This window comes from Streptomyces fractus (genome assembly GCF_049844455.1).
Lineage (GTDB): Bacteria > Actinomycetota > Actinomycetes > Streptomycetales > Streptomycetaceae > Streptomyces > Streptomyces fractus.
In genome coordinates, this window is record NZ_JBMYHI010000002.1 from 3,671,857 (window position 1) to 3,695,483 (window position 23,627).

Genomic DNA, 23,627 nt, shown 5'->3' on the forward strand with positions numbered 1-23,627 from the left:
CTACGAAAGAGTGGGCACCCGGCGTCCGTGTCCCGTGGCGGCCTCGTAGGCGGCGCCGGCTTCGAGGACGGCGCGTTCGGCGCGCGGCGGGCCCACGATCTGAAGGCCGACCGGGAGTCCCGTGTCCGTGAAGCCGGCGGGGACGGAGAGGGCGGGTGCGCCCAGGACGGTGAGCAGATACGCGGAGCGCATCCAGTCGAGGTAGGTGTGCTGCGGCTGACCGTCGATGACGGTCGGGTACTCCATGTCGACGTCGAACGGCAGGACTTGGCTGACCGGGGCGATCAGCACGTCGTAGCGCTCGAAGAAGCCGGCGGCCGCGAGGTGGATGCGGGTGTGCTCGGTGCGGGCGCGGGCCAGGTCGGCGGAGGTGAGCTTCAGGCCCTCCTCGATGTTCCAGATCAGGCTGGGCTTGAGCTGCTCGCGGGAGGTCTCCAGGAGCGGGCCGAGGCCGGTGCGGAAGGCCTGTGCGCGCAGCGTGCGGAAGACGTCCTCCGCGCCGTCCAGGTCGGGGCAGTCCTCGACGACGTGCGCGCCCGCCGCCTCGAACACCTTGACCTGCCGGGCGACGAGTTCGCGGACCTCGGGGTCGACGGGGACGCGGCCGCCGAGGTCGGGGGCGTACGCGACACGCAGCCCCTTCAGTCCGCCGGGGTCGCCCACCAGCGGGGCGCGGAAGGCGGAGCCGGGGGTCTCCAGGGACTGCGGGCAGCGCGGGTCCGGGCCCGCCATGGCCGACAGGAGCAGCGCGACGTCGGCGACGGTGCGGCCCATCGGCCCGGCGACGCCGAGCGTCTCCCACAGGTCACCCGAGGGCAGCGAGGGCACGCGCCCCGGGGTGGTGCGCAGGCCGACGACGTTGCAGAACGAGGCCGGGTTGCGCAGCGAGCCGCCCATGTCGCTGCCGTCGGCGATCGGGGTGAGCCGGGCGGCGAGCGCGGCGGCGGCGCCGCCACTGCTGCCTCCGGCGGAGCGCGTCCGGTCGTACGGGTTCCGGGTCGCGCCGAAGACGGGGTTGAACGTGTGCGAACCGGCCGCGAACTCGGGGACGTTGGTCTTTCCGATCCGGATCGCGCCGGCGTTCTGGACCCGCTCGACGAGGAGTTCGTCCTCGTCGGGGACGTGGTCGGCGAAGAGCGGCGAGCCGTGCGTCGTGCGCATGCCGCGGGTGAGGTGGGTATCCTTGAAGGCGATGGGCAGCCCGTGCAGCGGCCCCAACTCGGTTCCCGACGCCGCCAGTTCGTCCGCCTGCCCGGCCTTTTCGAGCGCGCCTTCCGCGTCGAGCGTGACGATGGCGTTGAGCGCGGGGTTCACGCGCTCGATGCGGTCGAGGTGGGCGGCGACGACCTCGCGCGCCGACAGTTCGCGGCGGCGGATCCGTCCGGCGAGCTCGACGGCGTCGAGCCCGCAGAGGGCGTCGGAATCGGTGGGGCGTACGGGCATGACCGTCCTCGGGCAGGAGGCGACTGTGTGCGCCCTCACACTGCGGCGGCCTGACCTTTTAAGTCAATGGTTCGCGCTGGATGAACTTTTCAGACGAACTCCGCACCCACTTGGCGTTTACAGTCACTCCGCTGCGCTTCCACGCCTCGACCACGAGGTGGGACTGCACGGACTCGGCCCTGCGCACCCACGCGGATTCCGTCAGGAAGGCGTGCAGCGCGGCCTTCGACGGCTGGGTCACGTCGACGAGCAGTTGGTGCTCCCCCATGACCACGGCCGCGTACCGCACCAGCGGCGAATCGACGAGCAGCCGCCCCACCTCCTCGACCTCGCCGGGCCGGGTCCTGATCCACAGCAGCGCCTGCACGGGCAGCCCGAGCAGCGCGGGCTCCACGACCGCGCGGATGCTGACGAGCCCGGCGCGGCTCAGCGCGTCGACGCGGCGCCTGGCCGTGGCGACCGAGACCCCGGCGACGGCGGCCAGTTCATCGTTCGTGCACCGCCCGTCCGCGGCGAGGGCGCGCAGGATCGCCTCCTCGTCGGGCGCGAGCTCGACGTCGTCGAGGCCCACCCGGTCGTCCTGCCGCTCGCCGCCCCCGAGCGCCTCGACCTCGGCGTCGTCGAGGATGCCCGGCGACCACTCGTGCACGGTGCGGAAGTAGCGAAGGACCGGCGAGACCTGCTGCTGCACGAGCCCCGGAAGGGCGGGCACCTCGTCCAGCATCAGGCGGCCCAACTGGGCGGGCGGACACTGGAGTTCGGCCACGCAGTCGGCGACGCCCGCGAGCACGTACGAGAAGACGACATCGGGCCGCCGGGCCGTGGCGAGGGCGGCTTCCCGCACGGATCCCGGCCGACAGTTCATCCGCAGGATCACGGTCTCGCCGCGCACGACGAGCCCGCGCACCGCGACGTCCCCGCTCTCCACGAGCCGGTGCCCGCGCCGCGCCACCTTCCGCTCCGGCTCCCCCAGCACATCGGCGATCCGCCGCCAGGAGGCCCGGCCGTCGATCTGCAGGGCGGCGACGATCCGGCGGTCGAGGCCGTCGAGGGGAGCGGGGGGCTGGGTCGGCTTCGGCTCGCTGGTCACGGCACGACCCTAGGCGGTGTCCGGCAGGGACGCCCGACCCACATCTGAAAAACAGATCACTCACCCCGGAAACATCTGTTGGACAGCGTTGAGGGTGCGGCGAAGGATGGCTCCCACCGCACGACCCGAGTGGAGGCTCAAGTGCCCAGTACTGCATCCTCCCGGGGGGTAACCCCCGGACCCCCAGCCGAAATGCCGGCCGATCCGGGCACCGAGCCAGAGCCTCGCGCGGCAAACCCCAGTGAAGAAACGGACGTTGTCGTCGTCGGCGCGGGCCAGGCCGGCATCGCCATGAGCGAGCACCTGGGCGCGCAGGGCATACCGCACATCGTCCTCGAACGGGACCGGATCGCCGAGCGGTGGCGCACCCAGCGCTGGGACTCGCTCGTCGCGAACGGGCCCGCCTGGCACGACCGGTTCCCGAACCTGGAGTTCCCCGACGTCGGCCCCGACGCCTTCGCGACGAAGGAGCAGGTCGCCGAGTACTTCGAGCGGTACGCCGAGAAGATCGACGCCCCCGTCCGCTGCGGCGTCGAGGTGTCCAAGGTGCGCAAGCACGAGGGGCGGCACGGCTTCCGCGTCGAGACGTCCGAGGGCACCATCGACGCGGGGTTCGTGGTGGCCGCGACCGGCCCCTTCCAGCGGCCCGTGATCCCGCCCATCGTCCCCGAGGGCGCGGTCCGCACGCAGCTCCACTCCAGCGAGTACCGCAACCCGGGGCAACTGCCCGAGGGCGCGGTCCTGGTGGTGGGTGCGGGTTCGTCGGGCGTGCAGATCGCCGACGAGCTGCGCCGCTCGGGCCGCCGCGTGTTCCTGTCCGTGGGGCCGCACGACCGCCCGCCGCGGCAGTACCGCGGGCGTGACTTCTGCTGGTGGCTCGGCGTGCTCGGCCTGTGGGACCTGACGACGCCGCCGCAGGGCGCCGCCCACGTGACCATCGCGGTCAGCGGGGCGCGCGGCGGCCACTCCGTGGACTTCCGCGAGCTGGCGGGCACCGGCATCGAACTCCTCGGCATGACCTCCGCGTACGAGGACGGGGTGCTGAGCTTCGCGCCCGACCTCGCCGAGAACATCGCGCTCGGCGACGAGAAGTACCTGGAGCTGCTGCGGGCCGCCGACGCGTACACCGAACGCAACGGCCTCGACCTCCCCGAGGAGCCCGAGGCGCACGTCCTCGGCCCCGACCCGGAGTGCGTGACCGACCCCCGGCTCGCGCTCGACCTGGCCGGGGCCGGCGTCACCTCGATCGTCTGGGCCACGGGCTTCGCCGCGGACTACAGCTGGCTCGACGTCGACGCGTACGACGAGGACGGGCGCCCCGACCAGCGCCGCGGGGTCTCCACCGAGCCCGGCGTCTACTTCCTCGGCCTGCCGTGGCTGTCCCGGCGCGGGTCGAGCTTCATCTGGGGTGTCTGGCACGACGCCAAGTACGTCGCCGACCACATCACGACCCGGCGCGGATACCTCGCGTACGGCAGTAACTGAGGAGCTGAGAAGCATGGCCAACGCCCCGATCGTGGCCGGCGGGCACACCCGGATCCGGCCGTTCAACACCCGCGACACCTATCCCGAGCAGAACCTCGACAACGACCTCTGCCAGGCCGTCGTCGCCGGGGACACGGTGTACGTCCGCGGCCAGATCGGCCAGGACCTCGACACCAGCGAGAACGTCGGCGTCGGTGACGCGCAGGCGCAGGCCGAGCAGGCCATGGCGAACATCAAGATGCTGCTCGAGGAGTCGGGCAGCCGGATGGAACACCTGGTCAAGCTCACGATCTACCTGGTCGACCCGCGCTACCGGGAGGCCGTGTACCGCACCGTCGGCCGCTGGACGAAGGGCGTCCACCCCATCTCCACCGGCATCGTCGTCTCGGCGCTCGCCCGCCCGGAGTGGCTGTGCGAGATCGACGCGATCGCGGTGATCCCCCAGTCGTCGAAGGAGGCCCGGGCATGACGTTCTCCCTGGTGGTACGCGACGGTGAGCGGTTCGGCATCGCGGGCAGCTCGTCGAGCCCCGCGGTCGCCGCCCGCATCGCCCATCTGCGGCCCGGCGTCGGCGCGGCGAGCTCGCAGAACATCACCGACCCGACGCTCGGCACGAGCCTGCTCGACGCCCTCGAAGGACACGGTGACGCGGAGCGCGCGCTGGCCGAGGTCACGGGCGCGGCGCGCAACGAAAAGACCATCGCCTACCGGCAGTTGACGGTTCTCGGGCGGTCGGGCCCCGGCTTCGCGTACAGCGGCCCGCACACCCTCGGCACCTACGCCTCCGCCACCGCCGACGGCGCGGTTGCGGCCGGGAACATGCTCTCCGGGAAGCACATCCCCGGCGTGCTCCTCGACGCGTACGCCGGCGCCTCCGGGGAGCTGGAGGAGCGGCTGATCACCGCTATGAAGGCCGCCGTCGCGGCGGGCGGCGAGGAGGGTCCCGTGCACTCGGCGGGCCTCGCGGTCGTCGCCGACGTCGGCTGGCGAGTCACCGACCTGCGGATCGACTGGGCGGACGACCCGATCGACCGGCTCGGCGAACTCCTCGACGTCTGGCTGCCGCAGCGCGACGACTACGTGACGCGCGGCCTCGACCCGGCGAGCTCGCCCTCGTACGGCGTTCCGGGGGACGAGTGATGGGCGGCCCGCTGAAGGCGGCGGCCCGGCAGGCCGTCGACCGGCACGCCGTGCAACTGATCGCGCTGTCCGAGCAGTTGCACGCCGACCCGGAGACCGCCTGGGAGGAGCACCGGGCGGCCGCCGCCGTGCCGGGGCTGCTGGACCGGGCCGGGTTCGACGTCACGTCGAAGTACCTGGGCCTGGACACCGCGTTCCACGCCTCCTTCGGCAGCGGGCCGCGGCGCATCGCTCTGTGCGCCGAGTACGACGCGCTGCCCGGCCTCGGGCACGCCTGCGGACACAACCTCATCGCGGCCTCGTCCGTCGGCGCCGCCCTCGGACTCGCCGCCGTCGCCGACGACCTGGGACTCACCGTCGAGGTTTACGGCACCCCCGCCGAGGAGGGCGGCGGCGGCAAGATCGAGCTGCTCGACCGGGGCGCCTTCGCCGGGGTCGACCTCGCGATGATGGCGCACCCGGCGCCGGTCGACGTCGCCGAGGCGCAGCCGTTCGCGGTCAGCCACTCCAAGGTCTCGTACACCGGGAAGTCCGCGCACGCCGCCGCCTACCCGGAGGCCGGCATCAACGCGGCCGACGCCTTCACCGTGGCGCAGGTCGCCATCGGCCTGCTGCGCCAGCAACTCCCGGCCTCCGCGCGCGTGCACGGCGTCGTGACGCACGCCGGTGACGCCCCCAACGCCATTCCGGAGCGCGCCTCGGGCCGCTGGTACGTGCGGGCCGAAACCCTCGCGGAACTGGCCGAGTTGGAGCCGCGTGTCATGCGGGCCTTCGAGGCGGGCGCCCTCGCGACCGGCTGCGACCTGGCCGTCGAGCCGGAGAGCAAGCCGTACGCGGAGTTCCGCGCCGACGAGAGCGCGCTCGCGCACTACCGCGCCAACGCGCTGGCTCTCGGGCGGGAGTTCGCGCCGCCCGGCCAGGCCGCGCGCATGAACCGCGCCTCCACCGACATGGGCAACGTGTCGCAGGTGGTGCCCGCCATCCACCCCTACATCGGCATCGGCTCCCTGCCCGCCACCAACCACCAGCACGAGTTCGCCGCGTACTGCGTGGGCGCCACCGCCGAGCGGGCGCTGCTCGACGCGGCGGTCGCGCTGGCGTGGACGGGCGTGGACCGGGCCGGACCGTCCGAGGAGGCGACGACATGACCGTGACCGAGCAGTCCGCGACCGACGCGCCCGCCGACCCCGCGACGCTGCGCAGGAGCGTCGCGGCCGGGGCCGTCGGCGTCTTCGTGCACTGGTTCGACTGGGCGGCGTACGCGTATCTCGCGGGCACCGTCGCGACGGTGTTCTTCCCCTCCGACGACAGCACGACCGGGCTGCTCGCCGTGTTCGGCGTCTTCGCGGTGTCCTTCGGCGTCCGGCCGATCGGCGCCCTGGTCTTCGGGCCGCTCGGCGACAAGATCGGTCGCAAGCGCACGCTGTCCCTGGTCATCTTCATGATGTCCGGCGCGACGCTCGCGATCGGACTGCTCCCCGGCTACGACTCGATGGGCATCGCGGCGCCGATCCTCCTGGTGGTGCTCCGCCTCATCCAGGGCTTCGCCGCGGGCGGCGAGTTCGGCAGCGCGGCCAGCTTCCTCGCCGAGAGCGCGCCGCGCCGCCGCCGCGGTTTCGGCGTGAGCTGGCTGGAGGTCGGCTCGCTGCTCGGCTTCCTGGCCGGCTCGTTCGTCTTCCTGCTGCTGTCCTCGGGGCTCGACGACGCGCAACTCACCGCGTGGGGCTGGCGGATCCCGTTCCTGATCGCGGCGCCGCTCGGCATCATCGGCGTGATCATCCGCAACAAGATCGAGGACACCCCGGAGTACCGGGCGCTCGAAGCGAACGACACGGTCCCGCGCAGCCCCGCCCGCGAACTGCTCCGCACCCACAAGCGCCAACTGCTCCAGGCGGCGGGCCTGATGGCGGCCATGCACGTGCCGTTCTACGCGGTCCTCACCTACCTGGTCACGTACGAGACGGACCACCTCGGCCACTCCGCCGACAGCGCCGCCCTCCTCTCCACCGTCATCTCCCTGCTCGGCCTCGTGCTCGTGCCGCTGTTCGGCGCGCTGTCCGACCGGGTGGGGCGCAAGCCGGTGTTCATCGGGGCGACGGGGGCCCTGCTCGTCGTCTCCACCCCGGCGTTCTGGCTGATGCGGACCGGGATGGCCGGGACCTGGATCGGCGGCCTCGCGCTCGGCGCGATCCTCGCGGCGATCCTCGGCACGTACGCGGTGTGGTCGGCGGAGGTCTTCCCCACGCGCACCCGGCAGAGCGGGCTCTCCATCTCCTACAACGTGACGGCGGCGCTGTTCGCGGGCACCGTGCCGTACCTGATGACGCTGCTCATCTCGGCGACCGGCAGCACGCTGGTGCCCGGCCCGTACCTGATGGTGTTCGCCGTGGGCGGTCTCGTCGCGGCACTGTCCCTGAAGGAGACGGCGGGCTCGGCGCTGCTGCACGCGGAGGACGTGTCGGCGGGGAAGCACGTGCCGTCGGCTTAGGGTCGCTCGCATGACGTCACCGCTCGGCTTCACGCTCGTCCAGCTGCGCTACTTCCTGGTCGCCGCCGAGCGCGGCTCGATGACGGAGGCGTCGGCGGAGCTGCACATCGCGCAGTCCGCCGTGTCCGCCGCCATCCACCACCTGGAGCGCGACCTCCAGGTGCAGCTGTTCATCCGCCGCAGGGGCCGGGGCCTGACCCTGACCCCCGCAGGGGAGCGGCTGCGGGCGCAGGCCCGTGACCTGCTCGCCCGCGCGCGCGAGGTGGAACGGGAGGCGCGCGGGGACGGCGCGGAGCTGTCGGGACCCGTGTCGGTCGGCTGCTTCGTGACGCTGGCGCCGTACTACCTGCCGCGGCTGTTCAGCGAGTGCACGCGCCGCCACCCCGGCATCGAGATCGACGTGGTGGAGGCCGAGGCGGACGAGCTCGTCGAGGCACTGACGTCCGGCCGCATCGACTTCGCCCTCACCTACGACCTCGGCCTGTCCACCGAGCCGGAGCTGCGCAGCGAGACGATCGCCCACGCCCCCGCCTACGTCATCGTCGCGGCCGACCATCCGCTCGCCGGCCAGGGCAGCGTGTCCCTCGCCGAGCTGTCCGCGGAGCCCCTCGTCCTCCTCGACCTGCCGCACAGCCGCGACTACTTCCGCTCCCTCGTCGCCGCCACCGGCACCGCCCCCGACGTCCGCTACCGCACCCGCAGCTACGAGACGGTGCGCTCCATGGTGGCCCGGGGCCTCGGCTACTCCGTGCTCAACCAGCGCCCCGCGACCGGCCTGACGTACGGCGGGGGTGAGATCGCGGAGCTCGAACTCCGGGACGCCGGGCGCCCGTTGGAGGTCAGGATCGCCTCGCTCGGCGGCATGACGCAGAGCGCGCGGGCCCGCGCGGTGATGGACGTACTGCGGGAGACGGCCGACCGGCCGTAGGCCCTACAGGTCGGCGCAGCCCGTGACCACGCGCGCGTGGCTCCGGATGAGGCGCTGGGCCTCGGTCCGGGTCAGCGCCGCGTTGCGGCTGACGATGTGCAGGCCGTAGCCATCCTCCAGGGCGACCAGATTCCGGGCGAGGTCGCCGACGGGAGCCGTCAGCGTGAACACCCCTGTGGCGGCGCCGACTTCGAGCGCGGTGGCGTACAGGCCGACCTCGCTGGCGAACAGTGACGCCATCAACTCGGCGTGTCCGGGGCTGCGGTCGGCCCGCCGGTGCAGCTCGAAGAGCAGCCCGTGCGTCGCGTCGCCGGGGTCGGCGGGCAACCCGGAGCCGATCAGCGCGCGCAGCCGGGCCACCGGGTCGGCCACCTCGTCGGTGACCTCGTGCCGCGCCGCCAGGAAGCGCTCGACCGCGCCCCGGTGCACCTCAAGGACCAGCTCGTCCAGCTCCGGGTAGTAGTAGAGGACCGAGCCCGCGGACATGCCGGCCTCCGCCGCGATGTCCTTGATGCGCAGCCCGTCGAGGCCGCGCTCCGTAATGGCACGCCCGGCCGCGTCCACGAGTGCGAGACGCCGCGCCGTCTGGTTCTTCGGTCTCCCCGGTTTTCCCATGGGGTTAATTCTCTGTTACGCGGTTCAAGAAAATCAAGCAGATCCTTCTGAACCCATTGACTGGCCTCTCACGGATTGTTTGAATCTCGGCTCAAAGAACTCGTGGAGGCGTCATGGAGCCCGAGCACGTCGAGCACGTCGAACGCATCGAGCGCCGCACCATCGACGTGGTGCCCGCGGACGAGCGGCACGGCCGCACCCGGGACCTGTTCACCATCTGGTTCAGCGCCAACCTCGGCCCGCTCACGGTCGTCACCGGCGCCCTGGCACCCACCGCGTTCGGCCTCTCCTTCTACTGGAGCCTGGCCGCCCTGCTCGTCGGGCACCTCGGCGGCGGCTTCCTGATGGCGCTGCACTCGGCGCAGGGGCCGCAGCTCGGGGTGCCGCAGATGATCCAGAGCCGGGGCCAGTTCGGCAGCGTCGGCGCCCTCGCGGTCGTGCTCGTCGTGATCGTCATGTACCAGGGCTTCTTCGCGTCGAACCTGGTCGTGGGCGCGCAGTCGCTGGGCCAGGTCACCCCTGTCGGCGAGAGCACCGGCGTGCTGCTGTGCGCGGTGATCAGCCTCGTGGTCGCCATCGTCGGCTATCGCCTGATGCACCGCATCGGCTCGTGGACGACCTGGGCGTTCGGCGCGATCCAGGTCATCGGCGCGGTCTACCTGTTCACGGGCGGCCTCCCCTCCGACTTCCTGACCACCGGCGGGTTCAGCCTCGCCGGGTTCCTCGGGATGGTGTCCGTCGGCGCGCTCTGGCAGATCGCGTACGCGCCGTACGTCTCGGACTACTCCCGCTACATGCCGGCCGACCGCGCCGGTGTCCGCTCCACGCTCTGGTGCACGTACGCGGGCTGCGTCCTCGGCAGCGTCATCCCGATGGTCGTCGGCGCGGCGATCGGCATCGCGGGGAACGGCGACCCGATAGCGGCGCTCAACCACCTCCTCGGGTCCGTGCTCGGTCAACTCACGCTCTGGAGCTTCGCGTTGGTCACGATGCTGACCAACTCCATGAACCTGTACGGGGCGGTGCTCTGCGCCGTGACCGCCGTGCAGACCTTCGCCCACCGCTGGCTGCCCCGCGCCACGGGCCGTGCGGTGATCGGCACGGTCCTGACGGCCCTCTCGGTCGCCCTCGCCCTGGCCCTCGCCGACAGCTTCATGAACAACTACCTGAACCTGATCTACGTACTCCAGTACGTCCTGATCCCGTGGACGGCGATCAACCTGGTCGACTTCTACCTGATCCGGCACGGTGAGTACGACGTGCCGTCGTTCTTCGCCCGCGACGGCGGCGGCTACGGACGCTGGAACGTCACGGCGCTCGCCGTCTACGCGATCGGCATCCTCGTCGAGATCCCGTTCATGGCGCAGTCCCTCTACACGGGCCCGCTGGCCCACGCCCTCGGGGACACCGACCTCGGCTGGATCGCGGGCCTGGTCGTCACGGTCCCCCTCTACTGGCTGCTCGCGGCCCGTGGCGCACGCCGCCGTTCCCCCGCACCCGACCCCGCACCGACCAGCACAGGAGTGCCCGCAGCATGACGTACACGCACCAGGACTGGGCGAGCCTCGCCGGTCAACTCACCTTCCGTACCCGTGCGTTCATCGACGGCGACTGGCGCGACGCGGCATCCGGCGCGACCTTCGCGACCGTCGACCCGGCCACCGGCCGCACCGTCGCCGAGGTCGCCTCCTGCGACACCCCGGACGTCGACGCCGCCGTACGGGCCGCCCGCCGCAGCTTCGAGGCCGGTGACTGGTCGCGCGCGGACGCCGGGACCCGCAAGCGCGTGCTGCTGAAGCTCACCGGACTCATCGAGGAACACGGCCGCGAGCTGGCGCTCCTCGACACCCTCGACATGGGCAAGCCGATCGCCGAGACCTACGGCACCGACGTGCCCGGCGCGGCCGGTGTCTTCGCCTGGTACGCGGAGGCCGCCGACAAGCTGTACGACGAGGTGGCCCCGGCGCCGCCCGGCAACCTGGCCCTCGTACGGCGCGTGCCTCTCGGCGTGGTCGGTGCGGTCGTGCCGTGGAATTTCCCGTTGGACATGGCGAGTTGGAAGCTCGCGCCCGCCCTCGCCGCAGGCAACAGCGTCGTCCTCAAGCCCGCCGAGCAGTCCCCGCTGTCCGCGCTGCTGCTCGCCGAACTCGCGGTGGAGGCCGGGCTCCCGGCCGGTGTCCTCAACGTCGTCCCCGGCCTCGGCGAGCGCGCGGGCGAGGCCCTCGGCCGCCACGGGGACGTGGACACGATCGCCTTCACCGGCTCCACGGCCACGGCCCGCCGCTTCCTCACCTACGCCGCCGAGTCCAACCTCAAGCAGGTGTGGCCGGAGGCGGGCGGCAAGAGCCCGAACGTGGTGTTCGCCGACGCCGACCTGGACGCGGCCGCCGAAGCCGCCGCGGCGGGCTTCGCCTACAACTCCGGTCAGGTCTGCTCGGCAAACACCCGCCTCCTCGTGGAGAGTTCGGTCGCGGAGGAGTTCACGGCGCGCGTCGCCGCCTGTGCCGCCGCGTTCGCGCCCGGCGACCCGCTCGACCCCGCCACCACGCTCGGCCCGCTCGTCGACGAGGCGCAGGCCGTCCGCGTGACCAAGGCGGTCGCCGAGTCCGGCGGCACCGTGGTGTGCGGCGGCGCCCGCCCGGACCGCCCCGGCGCCTACGTCCTCCCGACGGTCGTCACGGGCCTCGCCCCGGACGCGCCACTGGCCCGCGAGGAACTCTTCGGCCCGGTCCTCACGGTGCACGCCTTCGACACGGAGGCGGAAGCGGTCCGGCTCGCGAACGACTCCCCGTACGGGCTCGCGGCCTCGGTCTGGACGCGCGACCTGGCCCGCGCCCACCGCACGGCGGACGCCCTCCAGGCGGGCACGGTCTCGGTGAACACCGTGGACGCACTGTCGCCGATGACCCCCTTCGGCGGCTTCAAGCAGTCCGGCTACGGCAGGGACCTCTCCCTCCACGCCTTCGACAAGTACACGGGCCTGAAGACGACGTGGGTGACGTACGGATGAGCGAGTCTGTACGCACCCGCGTCCTCGCCGAACTCGACGGCAAGCGCGAGGAGTTGGTGGCGCTCACGTCGGAGCTGGTCGCCTTCGACACCACCGTGCGCGGCTCCGCCGACGAGCGGCACCGCGCCGAGCACGACCTCCAGGACCACCTCGCCGGCCGGCTCCGCGCGGCGGGCGCGACGGTCGACGTGGTGACCCCCAAGCCCTCCGACCTGCCCCGCTCCCCGCAGACACCGGAAGGCCTCGGCTTCGACGGCCGCCCGCAGCTGGTCGCCCGCTTCCCCGGCACCGGCGGCGGCCGCACCCTCCTGTTCAACGGCCACATCGACGTCGTCTCGGCGGAGCCTCGTGGGGAGTGGACCAGCGATCCGTTCCGCGCCGAGGTCCGCGAAGGGCGCCTCTACGGGCGTGGCACCTGCGACATGAAGGGAGGCATCGCCGCCATGGTGATCGCCGCGGAGACCCTCGCCGCCCTCGGTGTCCGGCTCCCCGGGGACCTGCTGCTCAACACCGTCACCGACGAGGAGTGGAACGGCGCCGGGACCCTCGCCTCACTCGCGTACGGGGTGAAGGCGGACGCGGCGATCGTCCCCGAGCCCACCGACCTCGACGTCGTCACCGCCCAACGCGGCATCCTGGGCGGCACGTTGACCGTCGACGGGCGCCCCGGGCACGCCGAGTACCCGCCCGGTGACTGGAGGACGGGCGGCGCGGTCAACGCCATCGAGAAGACTCTCCCGGCCCTGACCGCACTCCAGTCCCTGCGCGAACGCTGGGCCGGCGACCCGGCCCACGTCCATCCGCTCCTGCCGCCCCCGTCGATCGTGCCGACCACCATCAAGGGCGGCGAATGGTGGGTGACCTACCCCGCCTCGTGCGAGGTCGGCCTCGACGTCACCTACCTCCCGGCGCAGGCCGACGCCGACGGCTGGGCGAGCAAGGTGCGCGCCGAGATCGAGGACGCCGTACGGGAGGCCTGCGCGGCCGACGGCTGGCTCACCGCACACCCGCCCCGTCTCACCTGGGACACCGAACTGCCACCCGCCGAAGTGCCCCGAACCCACGCCGTGGTGACGGCACTTGAGTCCGCGTCGGGCTCCCTCGGCCGTACACCCCGCATCCTCGGCGAGCCGTCCTGGACCGACGCGGCCACCCTGACCCGCCTCGCCGACACCCCCGCCGTCTGCCTCGGCCCGACCGCGACCCGGCCCGACGGCTCCCCGACCCTCCACACCATCGACGAGTACATCGAGATCGACGACCTTCTCGACACGGCGAAGGCCCTGGCACTCGCCGCCCTCACCCTCACGGCACCCGCAGCCTGAACACCGTACGCACGAAGGGACACCCCCATGCAGCACCAGGAACTCCTGGCGGCCGACCGCGCCCACATCATCCACCCCTACCTCCCCGGCACCACCGAGGAGCGGGTGATCATGACGTCGGGCAACGGCTGCCGCCTCACCGACTCCGAGGGCCGCGACTACCTCGACGCCACCGGCGGCCTGTGGCTCGCCCAGGTCGGCCACGGCCGCGAGGACCTGGCGGACGTCGCCCACGAGCAGATGAAGAAGCTGGAGTACTTCACCAGCTTCTGGGAGTTCTCCAACGACCGCGCCATCGAACTCGCCACGCGCCTCGCCGAGTTGGCACCGGACCCGCTGAACCACGTGTACTTCACGTCCGGCGGCTCGGAGGGCAACGAGGCGGCCATCAAGATGGCCCGCTACTACCACCACCGCCGCGGCGACACCGACCGCACCTGGATCCTGGCGCGCGACAAGGCGTACCACGGCATCGGCTACGGCGGCGGCTCGGCCACCGGATTCCCGCTGTACCACGAGGGCTTCGCCCCGATGATGCCGCACGTCTCGCACCTGACGCCGCCGTGGCCGTACCGCACGGAGCTGTACGCGGGCCAGGACCCGACGGACTTCCTCATCCGCGAACTGGAGGAGCGCATCGCGGAGATCGGCGCGGACAACATCGCGGCGATGATCGGCGAGCCCATCATGGGCGTCGGCGGCATGCTCGTCCCGCCGGCCGACTACTGGCCGCGCGTGCGCGAGGTGCTGGACCGGCACGGCATCCTGCTCATCTTCGACGAGGTCGTCACCGCGTACGGCCGCGTGGGCGAGTGGTTCGCCGCCCAGCACTTCGGCGTCACCCCGGACATCATCGTCACCGCCAAGGGCATCACCTCCGGCTACGTACCGCTGGGCGCGCTGATGGTCGCCGACCAAGTCGCGGAGGTGCTGCTCCGGGACCACGGCTTCCCGATGGGCTACACGTACAACGGCCACCCGGTCGCGACCGCCGTCGCCCTCGCCAACCTCGATGTCATCGAGAAGGAGGGCCTGTTGGGGCGGGCGAAGACGATCGGCGCCACGCTGCACGGCGAACTCCAGTCGCAGCTGGGTGACTTGCCCATCGTCGGCGAGATCCGCTCGGTGGGCATGATGCTCGCGGTGGAGCTGGTCGCGGACCGCGCCACGCGCGCCCCGCTCCCCTTGAACCCCGACCGGATGCCGCACGACGTGATCCGCCGCGAGACCGGCGTCATCGTCCGCGACTCCGCGCACAGCCTGGTCCTGTCCCCGCCGCTGATCATGACGGAGGCCGAGACCAAGGAGGTGGCGTCGGCCCTGCGCGGCGTACTGGAGCGCACGGACGCCTCCGGCGAGATCCGGGAGGCGTGACACCACGGGGCCCGGCGGTACGCACCGCCGGGCCCCGCATCCCGCTTGTCCCGCACCTGTTCAGGCCCTCGCAGTCCCCGACCCCCTGACCCCCTAGGAACTGCCCGTGTCGACGAACCTCCCCTCCGCAGAACCACAGACGCCGCACGACACCGGACCGGACCCGGACTCGAACCTGAAGCGCAGCCTGAAGCGCTTCGACATCACGGCCATGGCCGTGGCCGCGGTGATCTCCTTCGACACCATCGGCCAGATCGCCACCGGCGGCGGCGAGGCGGCCACCTGGACGGCGGCCATCGCCCTGTTCTTCCTGCTCCCCTACGCCCTGCTGTTCGCGGAGACGGGCGCCGCGTTCCCGCAGGAGGGCGGCCCGTACGTCTGGGTGAAACTGGCCCTGGGCCGCCCGGCAGCGGCCCTCACCACGCTCTTCTACTGGGTCACCAACCCGATCTGGCTGGGCGGTTCGCTGGTCTTCCTGGCCGCCGAGACCTGGGACGGCTTCGTCTTCCACCTGGGTTCGGGCACGTATCTCGACTACACGTTCAAGCTGCTCTTCGTGTGGATCGCGATCCTCACGGCGATCGTCTCGCTCAGCCGCGGCAAATGGATCACGACGGCGGGCGCGGTGGTGAAGGTCCTCTCGCTGGCCCTCTTCACACTGACCGCGATCCTCTACGGAGCGGAACACGGCTTCCAGGGCCTGAGCTCGGCCCACTTCGCCCCCACGACAGCCGGCTTCCTCGCCCTCGTCCCCATCCTGCTCTTCGCCTACGTGGGGTTCGAGGCGCCGAACGCGGCGGGCGAGGAGATGCACGACCCGCAGCACGACGTCCCCGCGGCGCTGGGCCGCTCGGCGACGATCGCGGCGGCCTGCTACCTGCTCCCGGTCCTGGCCCTCCTGGCCGTGGTCCCCGCCTCCAAGGTCACCGGCATCGGCGGCTTCATGGAGGGCGTCCGCCTGGTCTTCGACGTCTACGGCCCGGCGGCGGGCCCCCTCCTGACCACCACGGCGGTCATGTTCGTCTTCGCCCTCCTCACGCAGGGCAGCGCGTGGATGATCGTCAGCGACCGCATGCAGGCGATGGCCGCGGCGGACGGCGGCTTCTTCAGCCGCGCGCTCGGCGCCTTCCACCCGAAGCTCGGCACCCCGGTCCGCACGAACCTGCTCTCCGGCGCGGTGGCCACGGTGTTCATGCTCGCCGCGATGCAACTGGTGAAGGGCGACACGGGCGCGATCTTCGGCGTGGTCCTGACGGTGGCGGTGACGACACTGCTCCTCTCCTACCTCCTGGTCGTCCCCGCCCTGGTGGTCCTGCGCCTGCGCCGCCCGGAGGTCCCCCGCCCCTACCAAGTCCCCTTCGGCAACCGGGGCTTCATGGCCTGCGCGGCCCTCGTCTACGCGTGGATCCTCGTCGGCTCCTGGGCCGCCCTCTTCCCCGGCGTCCTGGAATCCGCCTTCGGCATCGACTACGACTTCGCCGACACGTGGGGCGTCTCCCGCACCACGTTCGAGACGTTCACCCTGGGCACGATCGTGGTGCTGCTCCTGGTGGGCGCGGCGGGCCTCGCGGCGGCGCGGCCGCGGCGGCGGGCCTCCAGGGTGTAGGTGCCGGCCGGGGCGGGCAGCACGCAATCCGCGCCGAGTGCGGACACCCCGGAGACCAGGGCGAGTTCGGGTCCCGCCACAGTTCGAGTACGGCCGCTACGTCCGCGTCCTCCAGGGCGCTGCGGAAGACGGCGAGGTCCGGGCCCCTGCCGGTGGTTGATGGTCCAGGTCGACGCCGGGGCCCAGGGGGCGCGTTCGGGGCGGAGCCGCCGTTCGCATGACCCTAACGACGATGTTGGTAACAAGGAGATTACTTCCCCCTCGCCGGTTGCCACTGACTCGCCGGTTGCCACTGAACCCGCGAAGGGCCCGACCCCGAAGGATCGGACCCCGTCTGATCTGCATATTCGCCAGATCAGCGACGCGATGACACGTTACCCACTACACGTTGAAGCGGAACTCCACCACGTCGCCGTCCTGCATCACGTAGTCCTTGCCCTCCATGCGCGCCTTGCCGGCCGCGCGGGCGTCGGCGACCGAGCCCGTCTCGACCAGGTCGGCGAAGGAGATGATCTCGGCCTTGATGAAGCCCTTCTGGAAGTCGGTGTGGATGACACCGGCCGCCTCGGGGGCCGTCGCGCCCTTCTTGATCGTCCAGGCGCGGGACTCCTTGGGGCCTGCCGTCAGGTAGGTCTGGAGGCCGAGGGTGTCGAAGCCGACGCGGGCGAGGGTCGCGAGACCCGGCTCGTCCTGGCCGACGGACTGGAGGAGTTCGAGGGCCTCCTCCTCGTCGAGCTCGGCGAGGTCCGCCTCCAGCTTGGCGTTGAGGAAGATCGCCTCGGCGGGGGCGACGAGGGCGCGCTGCTCCTCCTTGAAGGCCTCGTCCGTGAGCTCGTCCTCGTCGACGTTGAAGACGTAGAGGAAGGGCTTCGTCGTGAGGAGGTGCAGGTCGTGGAGGAGCTCCTCGGCGTCGGAGCCCTGGAGGATGCCCGCGGAGGAGAGCGTCTCGCCCTTCTCCAGGATCTCCTTGGCCGCCTCGACCGCCTTGACCTTCGGGCCGATGTCCTTCTTGATGCGCGACTCCTTCTGGAGGCGCGGGAGGACCTTCTCGATGGTCTGGAGGTCGGCGAGGATCAGCTCGGTGTTGATCGTCTCGATGTCGCTCTTGGGCGCGACCTTGCCGTCGACGTGCACGACGTTCTCGTCCTGGAACGCGCGGATGACCTGGCAGATCGCGTCGGACTCGCGGATGTTCGCCAGGAACTTGTTGCCCAGGCCCTCACCCTCGGAGGCGCCGCGCACGATGCCCGCGATGTCGACGAAGTCGACCGTGGCCGGCAGGACCTTCTGGGAGTTGAAGATCTCGGCCAGTTTGGTGAGACGCGTGTCCGGGACGCCGACCACGCCCACGTTGGGCTCGATCGTGGCGAACGGGTAGTTGGCCGCGAGCACGTCGTTCTTGGTCAGGGCGTTGAACAGGGTCGACTTGCCGACATTCGGCAGACCGACGATTCCGATCGTGAGCGACACGTTGCGACTTCCCGTACGTGGTGGGGTGGGTGTGGGGCTGGGCGATCCACCAGTCTACGGCCTCGCCCGACCCGGCCGTCTTCGGCCAAGCGCGGTCAAGCTCCGCCAAAGTGCGTGTCCCTTGGCCTATTGGGCACATAAGCGCATCTATGTTGGGCTTGTGGAGCAACCCAGGACGCGTCCCCCGCAGGCCAGGCCCCGCCGCACGCCCCCGCTTCCGCCGCAGGCGCAGGGCGGCAAGGACAGGCAGGACGGCGCCGCGCCGTCCGGTGAGTCCGCCACCGTGTACCGCGCCGTCCGCGGGAGCCGGCCGGCTGCCGGGCGCCGCCCCCTCCGCTTCCCGAAACCGCGGCTCACGGGGCGGGGCAGCGGGCTGTTCTGCGTCGCCGCGATGCTGGTCTCCGGGTTCCTCGACCGGCTCCTGTTCGCGGGCTCCCCGGCCGTCTACGGCGTGCTGTTCCTGCTCGTCAGCGGGCTCACGGCGCTGTGGGTGCGCGGCGCGGACCTGGTGACGGCGCCGGTCGTGGTCCCGATCGCGTTCGCCGTCGGCATCGTGCCGATCTCCGAGGGCACGGGCGGCTTCGGGCCGCAGGTCATGGGGCTCGCGACGACGCTCGCCATGAACGCGATCTGGCTGTACGGCGGGACGCTCATCACCGGCGTGCTCGTGACCGTGCGAAAGGTGCGGCTCATGGCCCGGCGGGCCGCGGTGCGCCGGGCCGCCGCCCGCCAGTCCCCCGCGGGCCGGGCCTCGGCGCAGTCCTCGTCACAGTCCTCGTCCCAGGCGCCGGGACCGCGGCGCCGTACCGCGTAGCCGACCCGCACGAAACGAGCACTACGCGCGCGATGCCGACATCGCCGCTCCCACGATCCCCGCGTTGTTCTGCAACTCGGCCGGGACGATCTCGGCCTTGATGCCCTCGATCAGCGGCAGGAACTTGTGTGCCTTGCGGCTGACGCCGCCGCCGATGATGAACAGCTCGGGCGAGCAGAGCATCTCCACGTGCGCCAGGTACTTCTGCACGCGGTGCGCCCAGTGCTCCCAGCTGAGGTCGTGGTCCTCGCGGGCCTTCGTGGAGGCGTGCTTCTCCGCGTCGTGCCCGTTCAGCTCCAGGTGGCCGAGTTCCGTGTTCGGCACGAGGACGCCCTCGCTGAACAGGGCGCTGCCGATGCCCGTACCGAAGGTGAGCAGCAGCACGGTGCCCTTGCGGCCGCGGCCCGCGCCGAAGTTCATCTCGGCGACGCCCGCGGCGTCCGCGTCGTTGAGCACCGTGACCGGGAGCCCGCCGAGCTTCTTGCTCAGCAGGGCCCGCGCGTCCACGTCGATCCAGCTCTTGTCGACATTGGCCGCCGTGCGCACCGTGGCGCCGCCGGTGACGACGCCCGGGAACGTGATGCCGACCCGGTCGGGCCGCACATCGGCGAAGTGGTCGATGACTTCCTTGACCCCGTCGGCCACGCCCTCGGGCGTGGCCGGGTGCGGGGTCAGCACCTTGTGGCGCTCCTGGGCGAGATCGCCGCGCTCCAGGTCGACCGGGGCGCCCTTGATCCCGGATCCGCCGATGTCCACACCGAAGATCTGCATGACTCCACGTTACGACGGGAGACCGACAGTCACTCCTTGGAAGCGGAACCCTCCGCGCCACCGACGAGGGACTGGGCCTCCGCGCGCAGGTCGCGACGGAGCTCCTTGGGCAGCGAGAACGTGATCGACTCCTCGGCCGCCTTCACGATCTCCACGTCCGCGAAGTCGCGCTGCGACAGGTACTCCAGGACCTCCTCGACGAGGACGTCCGGGACGGAGGCACCGGAGGTGACGCCGACGGTCGTGACGCCGTCCAGCCAGGACTCGTCGATCTCGGAGGCGTAGTCCACGAGGTACGCCTCCTTGGCACCCGCCTGCTTGGCGACCTCGACGAGGCGCACGGAGTTCGACGAGTTGCGCGAGCCGACGACGATGACGAGGTCGGACTCGGCGCCCATCTGCTTCACGGCGAGCTGGCGGTTCTGGGTCGCGTAGCAGATGTCGTCGCTGGGCGGCGAGATGAGCTGCGGGAACTTGCCCTTGAGGGCGTCGACGGTCTCCATGGTCTCGTCGACGGAGAGGGTGGTCTGGGAGAGCCAGACGACCTTCTCGGGGTCGCGGACCTCGACCTTGTCGACGTCCTCGGGCCCGTCGACGAGGGTGATGTGGTCGGGGGCCTCGCCGGACGTGCCGATGACCTCTTCGTGGCCCTCGTGTCCGATCAGGAGGATGTCGAAGTCGTCGTTGGCGTAGCGGATCGCCTCCTTGTGGACCTTGGTCACCAGGGGGCAGGTGGCGTCGATGGTGGCGAGCTTGCCGCGCTCGGCCTCTTCGTGGACGGTCGGTGCGACACCGTGCGCCGAGAACATCACGATGGAGCCCTCGGGAACCTCCGCCGTCTGCTCGACGAAGATGGCTCCCTTCCGCTCCAGGGTCTGCACGACGTACTTGTTGTGCACGATCTCGTGGCGGACATAGACGGGCGCCCCGTACTGCTCGAGGGCCTTCTCGACGGCGATCACGGCACGGTCCACACCGGCGCAGTAGCCCCGGGGGGCGGCGAGCAGGACGCGGCGGGAGCCAGGCGTAGCAGTCATGCCCCCATCGTAAGGGCGACCCCGGGGAGCCAAAGATCGTCCCGGTGGGGAGACTGGGGTCAAAGCAAGTAACGGAGGCACGATGTCCGGCGACACCCCCCACGTCACGCAGGAAGAGACGGCGCTGCGGCGCAGTCTCGGTTTCCGGGACCTCGTCGTCTACGGGCTCCTCTTCATCGCCCCCATGGCGCCCGTCGGCGTCTTCGGCACCCTGGACGCGAAATCTCATGGCGCGGTCGCCCTCGTCTACATCGTCGCGACGATCGCGATGGCGTTCACCGCGTTCAGCTACGCACAGATGGTGCAGGTGGCCCCACAGGCGGGCTCCGTGTTCGCCTACGCGCGCGCGGGTCTCGGAAAGGGGCCCGGGTTCATCGCGGGCTGGATGGCGATGCTCGACTACGTGCTGATCCCGGCGGTCGCGTATCTCTTCGCCGGCATCGCGATGAACTCGCTCGTCCCCTCGGTCTCCCAGTGGGTGTGGACGGCGCTCGCGGTGGTGATCACGACGCTGCTCAACCTGTGGGGTGTGCGGGCCGCGGCGCGGGTCGGGTTCGCCGTCCTGGCGCTGGAGGTCGTGGTCCTGCTGGTCTTCGTCGTCTCGGCGATCGTGGTCCTGGCCACGGACGGGCCGCAGCGCGACTGGCTGTCCCCGCTGACCGGCGACGGCACGCAGGGCGCGTTCGCGCTGTCGGCGGTGATCGGCGCGGTGTCCGTGGCGGTCCTCTCGTACCTGGGCTTCGACGCCATCGCGTCGTTCGCGGAGGAGGTCACCGGGGGCTCGGCGAAGGTCGCGCGGGCGGTGCTGTTCTGCCTCGTCTTCACCGGCGTGCTGTTCGTCGTGCAGACCTATCTGGTCGCACTGCTCGAACCCACCACGTCGGCGCAGCTCGCCACCGACCCCGGAAAGCAGGGCAGCGCCTTCTACGACGCCGTGGACGCGTCCGTGGGGTCGTGGCTGCACGACCTGGTGGCGGTGAGCAAGGCGATCGGCGCGGCGTTCGCGGCGCTCGCCGGGCAGGCGGCGGCCGGGCGGCTGCTCTTCGCGATGGCCCGCGACCGGCGCCTGCCGAAGGCCCTGTCGCGGACGTACTCCGGGGTGCCGCGGGTGGCGCTGCTGCTCGCCGCGGTGATCACGCTCGTCGCGGCCGTGTGGGCGGCCAGCCGGGACGACGGAATGGACCACCTGGTCTCGGTCGTCGACATCGGCGCCCTGACGGCCTTCACGTTGCTGCACGCGAGCGTGGTGGGGTATTTCGCGGTACGCCGCCGTGGTGGCGAGGTGAGCTGGTGGCGCCACGTCCTGATTCCGGTCGTCGGCGCGGCGATCACCGTCGCGGTGATCGTGGAGGCGTCCTCGACGGCGCAGGTGGTCGGCGCGATCTGGCTGGCCATCGGGCTCGTGGTGCTCGCGGTGCAGCGGGTGCGGCCTGAGCCGGCCGTGCCACCGGCGAGCGGCGGCACGGCCGACTGAGGCCCCGGCCTCGTACGCGGGTCAGTGGCGGCCGCGTCCGCGCCTGCGGCCGAGCAGGACGGCACCGGTGCCGGCTGCCACCAAGGCGAGCGCGATCCCGCCCAGGGCGGCGGCCTGACGCCGGTCGGAGCCGGTGTGGGCGAGCGGGGAGCCGCCTGCGGGCGCGGGAGTCGAGGAGGACGTCGTGGGCGTCGTCGGCGGGGTGCCGGACGGCGACGGCACGGGGCTCTCCGCCGAGGGCGGGGAGGACGGAGTCGGGCTCGGGCTGTCCGAGGGTGACGGCGAGTCGCTGTCCGAAGGCGACGGCGACGGCAGCGGCACCTCGTGCTCCGAGGGCGATCCGCTCGGGCTGTCGGACGGTGACGGCGTCTCGTCCGTCGACCGGCCCTCGCACGACAGCTGCGCGTCGAACGGGAAGTAGTGGATCTCCCCCGCGTTGACGGTCTGTTTGGTGACCGGGTCGAGCGGCCCCGCCACCAGCTCCTTCGCGATCACGTCGCCCTCCATGTTCGACGGATCGAGGTCGGTGATCTTCGCGTTCGGCGCGAAGACCGTGCCCTCGACCGTGTCGCCGTCGGCCACCGTGATGTCCGTGGCGTCGGGGAAGTTCCACAGCATGTAGGGGGCCTGCGTGCCGGAGACGCCCGCGAGGTTCGGGGTGTGCCAGGTGAACCGCGAGCCGGTGTCCGTGGTGTCCACGACGACGAGGAACGGGGTGTCCGCGCTCGGCTGGTCGTCGAAGGTGATCTCGCCGATGTTGTTGAGCTGCTCGCCGGTGAGATGCAGGACGTTGGTCCTGCCCGGAGTGAGGGAGACGCGGACCCGGCCGTCGGCGGGGATCTGCGAAGGACCGTCCAGGGCGTTGCCGTCGCCGTCGCGCAGCTTCACCGTGTTCGCGCAGCCGGCCATGGCCTCGGCGCGCTCCCGGTAGGCCGTGAACAGCGAGGCGAAGTCCATGGGCCGCTGCCCGACGGAGGAGATGGGCTGCGTGGTGGTCAGTTCCAGCCGGGAGGCCGAGTTGTAGTCGGCGCCCTTGCGGGTGATGTGCGTATGGACGGAGGCCCCGTTGTCGTCCTGGTTCAGGACGCTGCTGTTGCTGAGGTTGCCGATCTTGACGTAGCCGTCGCGCAGGACCTTGAGGACGCCGTCGGGCGCGCTGTCGTCGTGGTTGATCCCGCCGCCCACGAGCAGCGCGGTGGGGTTGCTGTCACCGGGGGCGACGTAGTTGCCGAGGTGGTTCAGGGCGACGTTGTAGCCGGAGCCGAAGGTGAGGTCGCCGCCGATGGCGACGGGGCCCTCGGACTCGGTGCTGCCGAGGACGGCGTCGCCCTCCGTGACGACGCCGAATCCGTTGTTGCCCGCCACGGGGTTGCCGAGCGAGACCGTGTCGCGGGTGGGTGCGGCGGCGCCGGACGGCGTACCCGCGAGCGCACCGACCGCCACCGCGCACGCCAGGCACCCCGCGAACGGGATCACTTTTGCGGCATTTGTCATTTTTCGCATGACCGGACGCTAGGAGCACGCCCCGGGACGGCCGCAGAGCCACGCCCGGCTGCC

At 71.6% G+C, this 23,627-nt stretch carries 20 protein-coding genes; 13 read left to right on the forward strand and 7 right to left on the reverse strand.

Annotated features, from left to right (window positions below):
• Both ACP4E5_RS18315 and ACP4E5_RS18320 read right to left on the reverse strand, forming a co-directional pair.
• Complete coding sequence (locus tag ACP4E5_RS18315) at window positions 1–1,443, reverse strand: amidase (protein ID WP_425830012.1); 1,443 nt, start codon at window positions 1,441–1,443, stop codon at window positions 1–3.
• A 58-nt stretch (window positions 1,444–1,501) separates the two neighbouring features.
• Complete coding sequence (locus ACP4E5_RS18320) at window positions 1,502–2,533, reverse strand: Lrp/AsnC family transcriptional regulator (RefSeq protein ID WP_425830014.1); 1,032 nt, start codon at window positions 2,531–2,533, stop codon at window positions 1,502–1,504.
• A 192-nt stretch (window positions 2,534–2,725) separates the two neighbouring features.
• On the opposite strand from ACP4E5_RS18320, the gene ACP4E5_RS18325 reads away from it, so the two are divergent.
• Genes ACP4E5_RS18325 through ACP4E5_RS18350 form a run of 6 tightly spaced genes read left to right on the forward strand, consistent with a single transcriptional unit; the run spans window position 2,726 to window position 8,574 of the window.
• Window positions 2,726–4,018 (forward strand): flavin-containing monooxygenase, encoded by a 1,293-nt coding sequence (locus tag ACP4E5_RS18325; protein ID WP_425830016.1) that lies wholly within the window; start codon window positions 2,726–2,728, stop codon window positions 4,016–4,018.
• A gap of 13 nt (window positions 4,019–4,031) precedes the next feature.
• Window positions 4,032–4,487, forward strand: coding sequence for a RidA family protein (locus tag ACP4E5_RS18330; RefSeq protein ID WP_425830018.1), 456 nt, complete (start codon window positions 4,032–4,034; stop codon window positions 4,485–4,487).
• Window positions 4,484–5,158, forward strand: coding sequence for a DUF1028 domain-containing protein (locus tag ACP4E5_RS18335; RefSeq protein WP_425830020.1), 675 nt, complete (start codon window positions 4,484–4,486; stop codon window positions 5,156–5,158). The genes ACP4E5_RS18330 and ACP4E5_RS18335 overlap by 4 nt, the downstream gene beginning before the upstream one ends.
• On the forward strand, window positions 5,158–6,306 hold the full coding sequence (locus tag ACP4E5_RS18340) for a M20 family metallopeptidase (protein WP_425830022.1): 1,149 nt from the start codon (window positions 5,158–5,160) through the stop codon (window positions 6,304–6,306). The genes ACP4E5_RS18335 and ACP4E5_RS18340 overlap by 1 nt, the downstream gene beginning before the upstream one ends.
• A complete protein-coding gene (locus ACP4E5_RS18345) occupies window positions 6,303–7,646 on the forward strand; it encodes an MFS transporter (protein ID WP_425830024.1) in 1,344 nt (447 codons plus the stop codon). The genes ACP4E5_RS18340 and ACP4E5_RS18345 overlap by 4 nt, the downstream gene beginning before the upstream one ends.
• A gap of 10 nt (window positions 7,647–7,656) precedes the next feature.
• Window positions 7,657–8,574, forward strand: coding sequence for a LysR substrate-binding domain-containing protein (locus ACP4E5_RS18350; RefSeq protein WP_425830026.1), 918 nt, complete (start codon window positions 7,657–7,659; stop codon window positions 8,572–8,574).
• A 3-nt stretch (window positions 8,575–8,577) separates the two neighbouring features.
• Here the strand turns inward: ACP4E5_RS18350 and ACP4E5_RS18355 are convergent, their stop codons facing one another.
• Window positions 8,578–9,189, reverse strand: a complete 612-nt coding sequence (locus tag ACP4E5_RS18355) for a TetR/AcrR family transcriptional regulator (RefSeq protein WP_425830028.1) — start codon at window positions 9,187–9,189, stop codon at window positions 8,578–8,580.
• A gap of 113 nt (window positions 9,190–9,302) precedes the next feature.
• On the opposite strand from ACP4E5_RS18355, the gene ACP4E5_RS18360 reads away from it, so the two are divergent.
• From ACP4E5_RS18360 to ACP4E5_RS18380, 5 genes are all read left to right on the forward strand, one after another.
• Entirely contained in the window at window positions 9,303–10,727 is a 1,425-nt protein-coding gene (locus tag ACP4E5_RS18360; RefSeq protein ID WP_425830030.1) for a purine-cytosine permease family protein, read from the forward strand.
• Window positions 10,724–12,199 (forward strand): aldehyde dehydrogenase family protein, encoded by a 1,476-nt coding sequence (locus ACP4E5_RS18365; protein WP_425830032.1) that lies wholly within the window; start codon window positions 10,724–10,726, stop codon window positions 12,197–12,199. Before ACP4E5_RS18360 ends, ACP4E5_RS18365 begins: the two co-directional genes overlap by 4 nt.
• On the forward strand, window positions 12,196–13,524 hold the full coding sequence (locus ACP4E5_RS18370; protein WP_425830034.1) for an ArgE/DapE family deacylase: 1,329 nt from the start codon (window positions 12,196–12,198) through the stop codon (window positions 13,522–13,524). Before ACP4E5_RS18365 ends, ACP4E5_RS18370 begins: the two co-directional genes overlap by 4 nt.
• Window positions 13,525–13,551: 27 nt before the next feature.
• A complete protein-coding gene (locus ACP4E5_RS18375) occupies window positions 13,552–14,898 on the forward strand; it encodes an aminotransferase family protein (RefSeq protein WP_425830036.1) in 1,347 nt (448 codons plus the stop codon).
• 106 nt (window positions 14,899–15,004) lie between these two features.
• Window positions 15,005–16,504 (forward strand): APC family permease, encoded by a 1,500-nt coding sequence (locus tag ACP4E5_RS18380; protein ID WP_425830038.1) that lies wholly within the window; start codon window positions 15,005–15,007, stop codon window positions 16,502–16,504.
• A gap of 381 nt (window positions 16,505–16,885) precedes the next feature.
• Here ACP4E5_RS18380 and ychF read toward each other — a convergent pair whose 3' ends face one another.
• Window positions 16,886–17,974: a redox-regulated ATPase YchF gene (gene ychF / locus ACP4E5_RS18385; RefSeq protein WP_425830040.1), complete on the reverse strand. Its 1,089-nt coding sequence runs from the start codon at window positions 17,972–17,974 to the stop codon at window positions 16,886–16,888.
• A 160-nt stretch (window positions 17,975–18,134) separates the two neighbouring features.
• Here ychF and ACP4E5_RS18390 point away from each other — a divergent pair, with 160 nt between their 5' ends.
• Window positions 18,135–18,788 (forward strand): DUF6542 domain-containing protein, encoded by a 654-nt coding sequence (locus ACP4E5_RS18390; protein WP_425830042.1) that lies wholly within the window; start codon window positions 18,135–18,137, stop codon window positions 18,786–18,788.
• Between the two features lie 21 nt (window positions 18,789–18,809).
• Here ACP4E5_RS18390 and ppgK read toward each other — a convergent pair whose 3' ends face one another.
• Together ppgK and ACP4E5_RS18400 are read right to left on the reverse strand one after the other, a co-directional pair.
• Window positions 18,810–19,559, reverse strand: coding sequence for a polyphosphate--glucose phosphotransferase (ppgK, locus tag ACP4E5_RS18395; RefSeq protein WP_425830044.1), 750 nt, complete (start codon window positions 19,557–19,559; stop codon window positions 18,810–18,812).
• A 29-nt stretch (window positions 19,560–19,588) separates the two neighbouring features.
• Complete coding sequence (locus ACP4E5_RS18400) at window positions 19,589–20,596, reverse strand: 4-hydroxy-3-methylbut-2-enyl diphosphate reductase (RefSeq protein WP_425830046.1); 1,008 nt, start codon at window positions 20,594–20,596, stop codon at window positions 19,589–19,591.
• Window positions 20,597–20,678: 82 nt separating this feature from the next.
• Between ACP4E5_RS18400 and ACP4E5_RS18405 the strand changes: the two genes are divergently transcribed.
• On the forward strand, window positions 20,679–22,070 hold the full coding sequence (locus tag ACP4E5_RS18405; protein ID WP_425830048.1) for an APC family permease: 1,392 nt from the start codon (window positions 20,679–20,681) through the stop codon (window positions 22,068–22,070).
• 21 nt (window positions 22,071–22,091) lie between these two features.
• Here the strand turns inward: ACP4E5_RS18405 and ACP4E5_RS18410 are convergent, their stop codons facing one another.
• Window positions 22,092–23,573: a collagen-binding domain-containing protein gene (locus ACP4E5_RS18410; protein ID WP_425830050.1), complete on the reverse strand. Its 1,482-nt coding sequence runs from the start codon at window positions 23,571–23,573 to the stop codon at window positions 22,092–22,094.
• Window positions 23,574–23,627 lie beyond the last annotated feature (54 nt).

Coding starts and splice junctions, on each gene's coding strand:
- ACP4E5_RS18325 (WP_425830016.1), top strand. CDS start 2,726: ATGCCGGCCGATCCGGGCACCGAGCCAGAGCCTCGCGCGGCAAACCCC.
- ACP4E5_RS18340 (WP_425830022.1), top strand. CDS start 5,158: ATGGGCGGCCCGCTGAAGGCGGCGGCCCGGCAGGCCGTCGACCGGCAC.
- ACP4E5_RS18410 (WP_425830050.1), bottom strand. CDS start 23,573: ATGCGAAAAATGACAAATGCCGCAAAAGTGATCCCGTTCGCGGGGTGC.
- ACP4E5_RS18360 (WP_425830030.1), top strand. CDS start 9,303: ATGGAGCCCGAGCACGTCGAGCACGTCGAACGCATCGAGCGCCGCACC.
- ACP4E5_RS18400 (WP_425830046.1), bottom strand. CDS start 20,596: ATGACTGCTACGCCTGGCTCCCGCCGCGTCCTGCTCGCCGCCCCCCGG.
- ACP4E5_RS18405 (WP_425830048.1), top strand. CDS start 20,679: ATGTCCGGCGACACCCCCCACGTCACGCAGGAAGAGACGGCGCTGCGG.
- ACP4E5_RS18355 (WP_425830028.1), bottom strand. CDS start 9,189: ATGGGAAAACCGGGGAGACCGAAGAACCAGACGGCGCGGCGTCTCGCA.
- ACP4E5_RS18370 (WP_425830034.1), top strand. CDS start 12,196: ATGAGCGAGTCTGTACGCACCCGCGTCCTCGCCGAACTCGACGGCAAG.
- ACP4E5_RS18330 (WP_425830018.1), top strand. CDS start 4,032: ATGGCCAACGCCCCGATCGTGGCCGGCGGGCACACCCGGATCCGGCCG.
- ACP4E5_RS18345 (WP_425830024.1), top strand. CDS start 6,303: ATGACCGTGACCGAGCAGTCCGCGACCGACGCGCCCGCCGACCCCGCG.
- ACP4E5_RS18365 (WP_425830032.1), top strand. CDS start 10,724: ATGACGTACACGCACCAGGACTGGGCGAGCCTCGCCGGTCAACTCACC.
- ACP4E5_RS18315 (WP_425830012.1), bottom strand. CDS start 1,443: ATGCCCGTACGCCCCACCGATTCCGACGCCCTCTGCGGGCTCGACGCC.
- ACP4E5_RS18350 (WP_425830026.1), top strand. CDS start 7,657: ATGACGTCACCGCTCGGCTTCACGCTCGTCCAGCTGCGCTACTTCCTG.
- ppgK (WP_425830044.1), bottom strand. CDS start 19,559: ATGCAGATCTTCGGTGTGGACATCGGCGGATCCGGGATCAAGGGCGCC.
- ACP4E5_RS18375 (WP_425830036.1), top strand. CDS start 13,552: ATGCAGCACCAGGAACTCCTGGCGGCCGACCGCGCCCACATCATCCAC.
- ACP4E5_RS18335 (WP_425830020.1), top strand. CDS start 4,484: ATGACGTTCTCCCTGGTGGTACGCGACGGTGAGCGGTTCGGCATCGCG.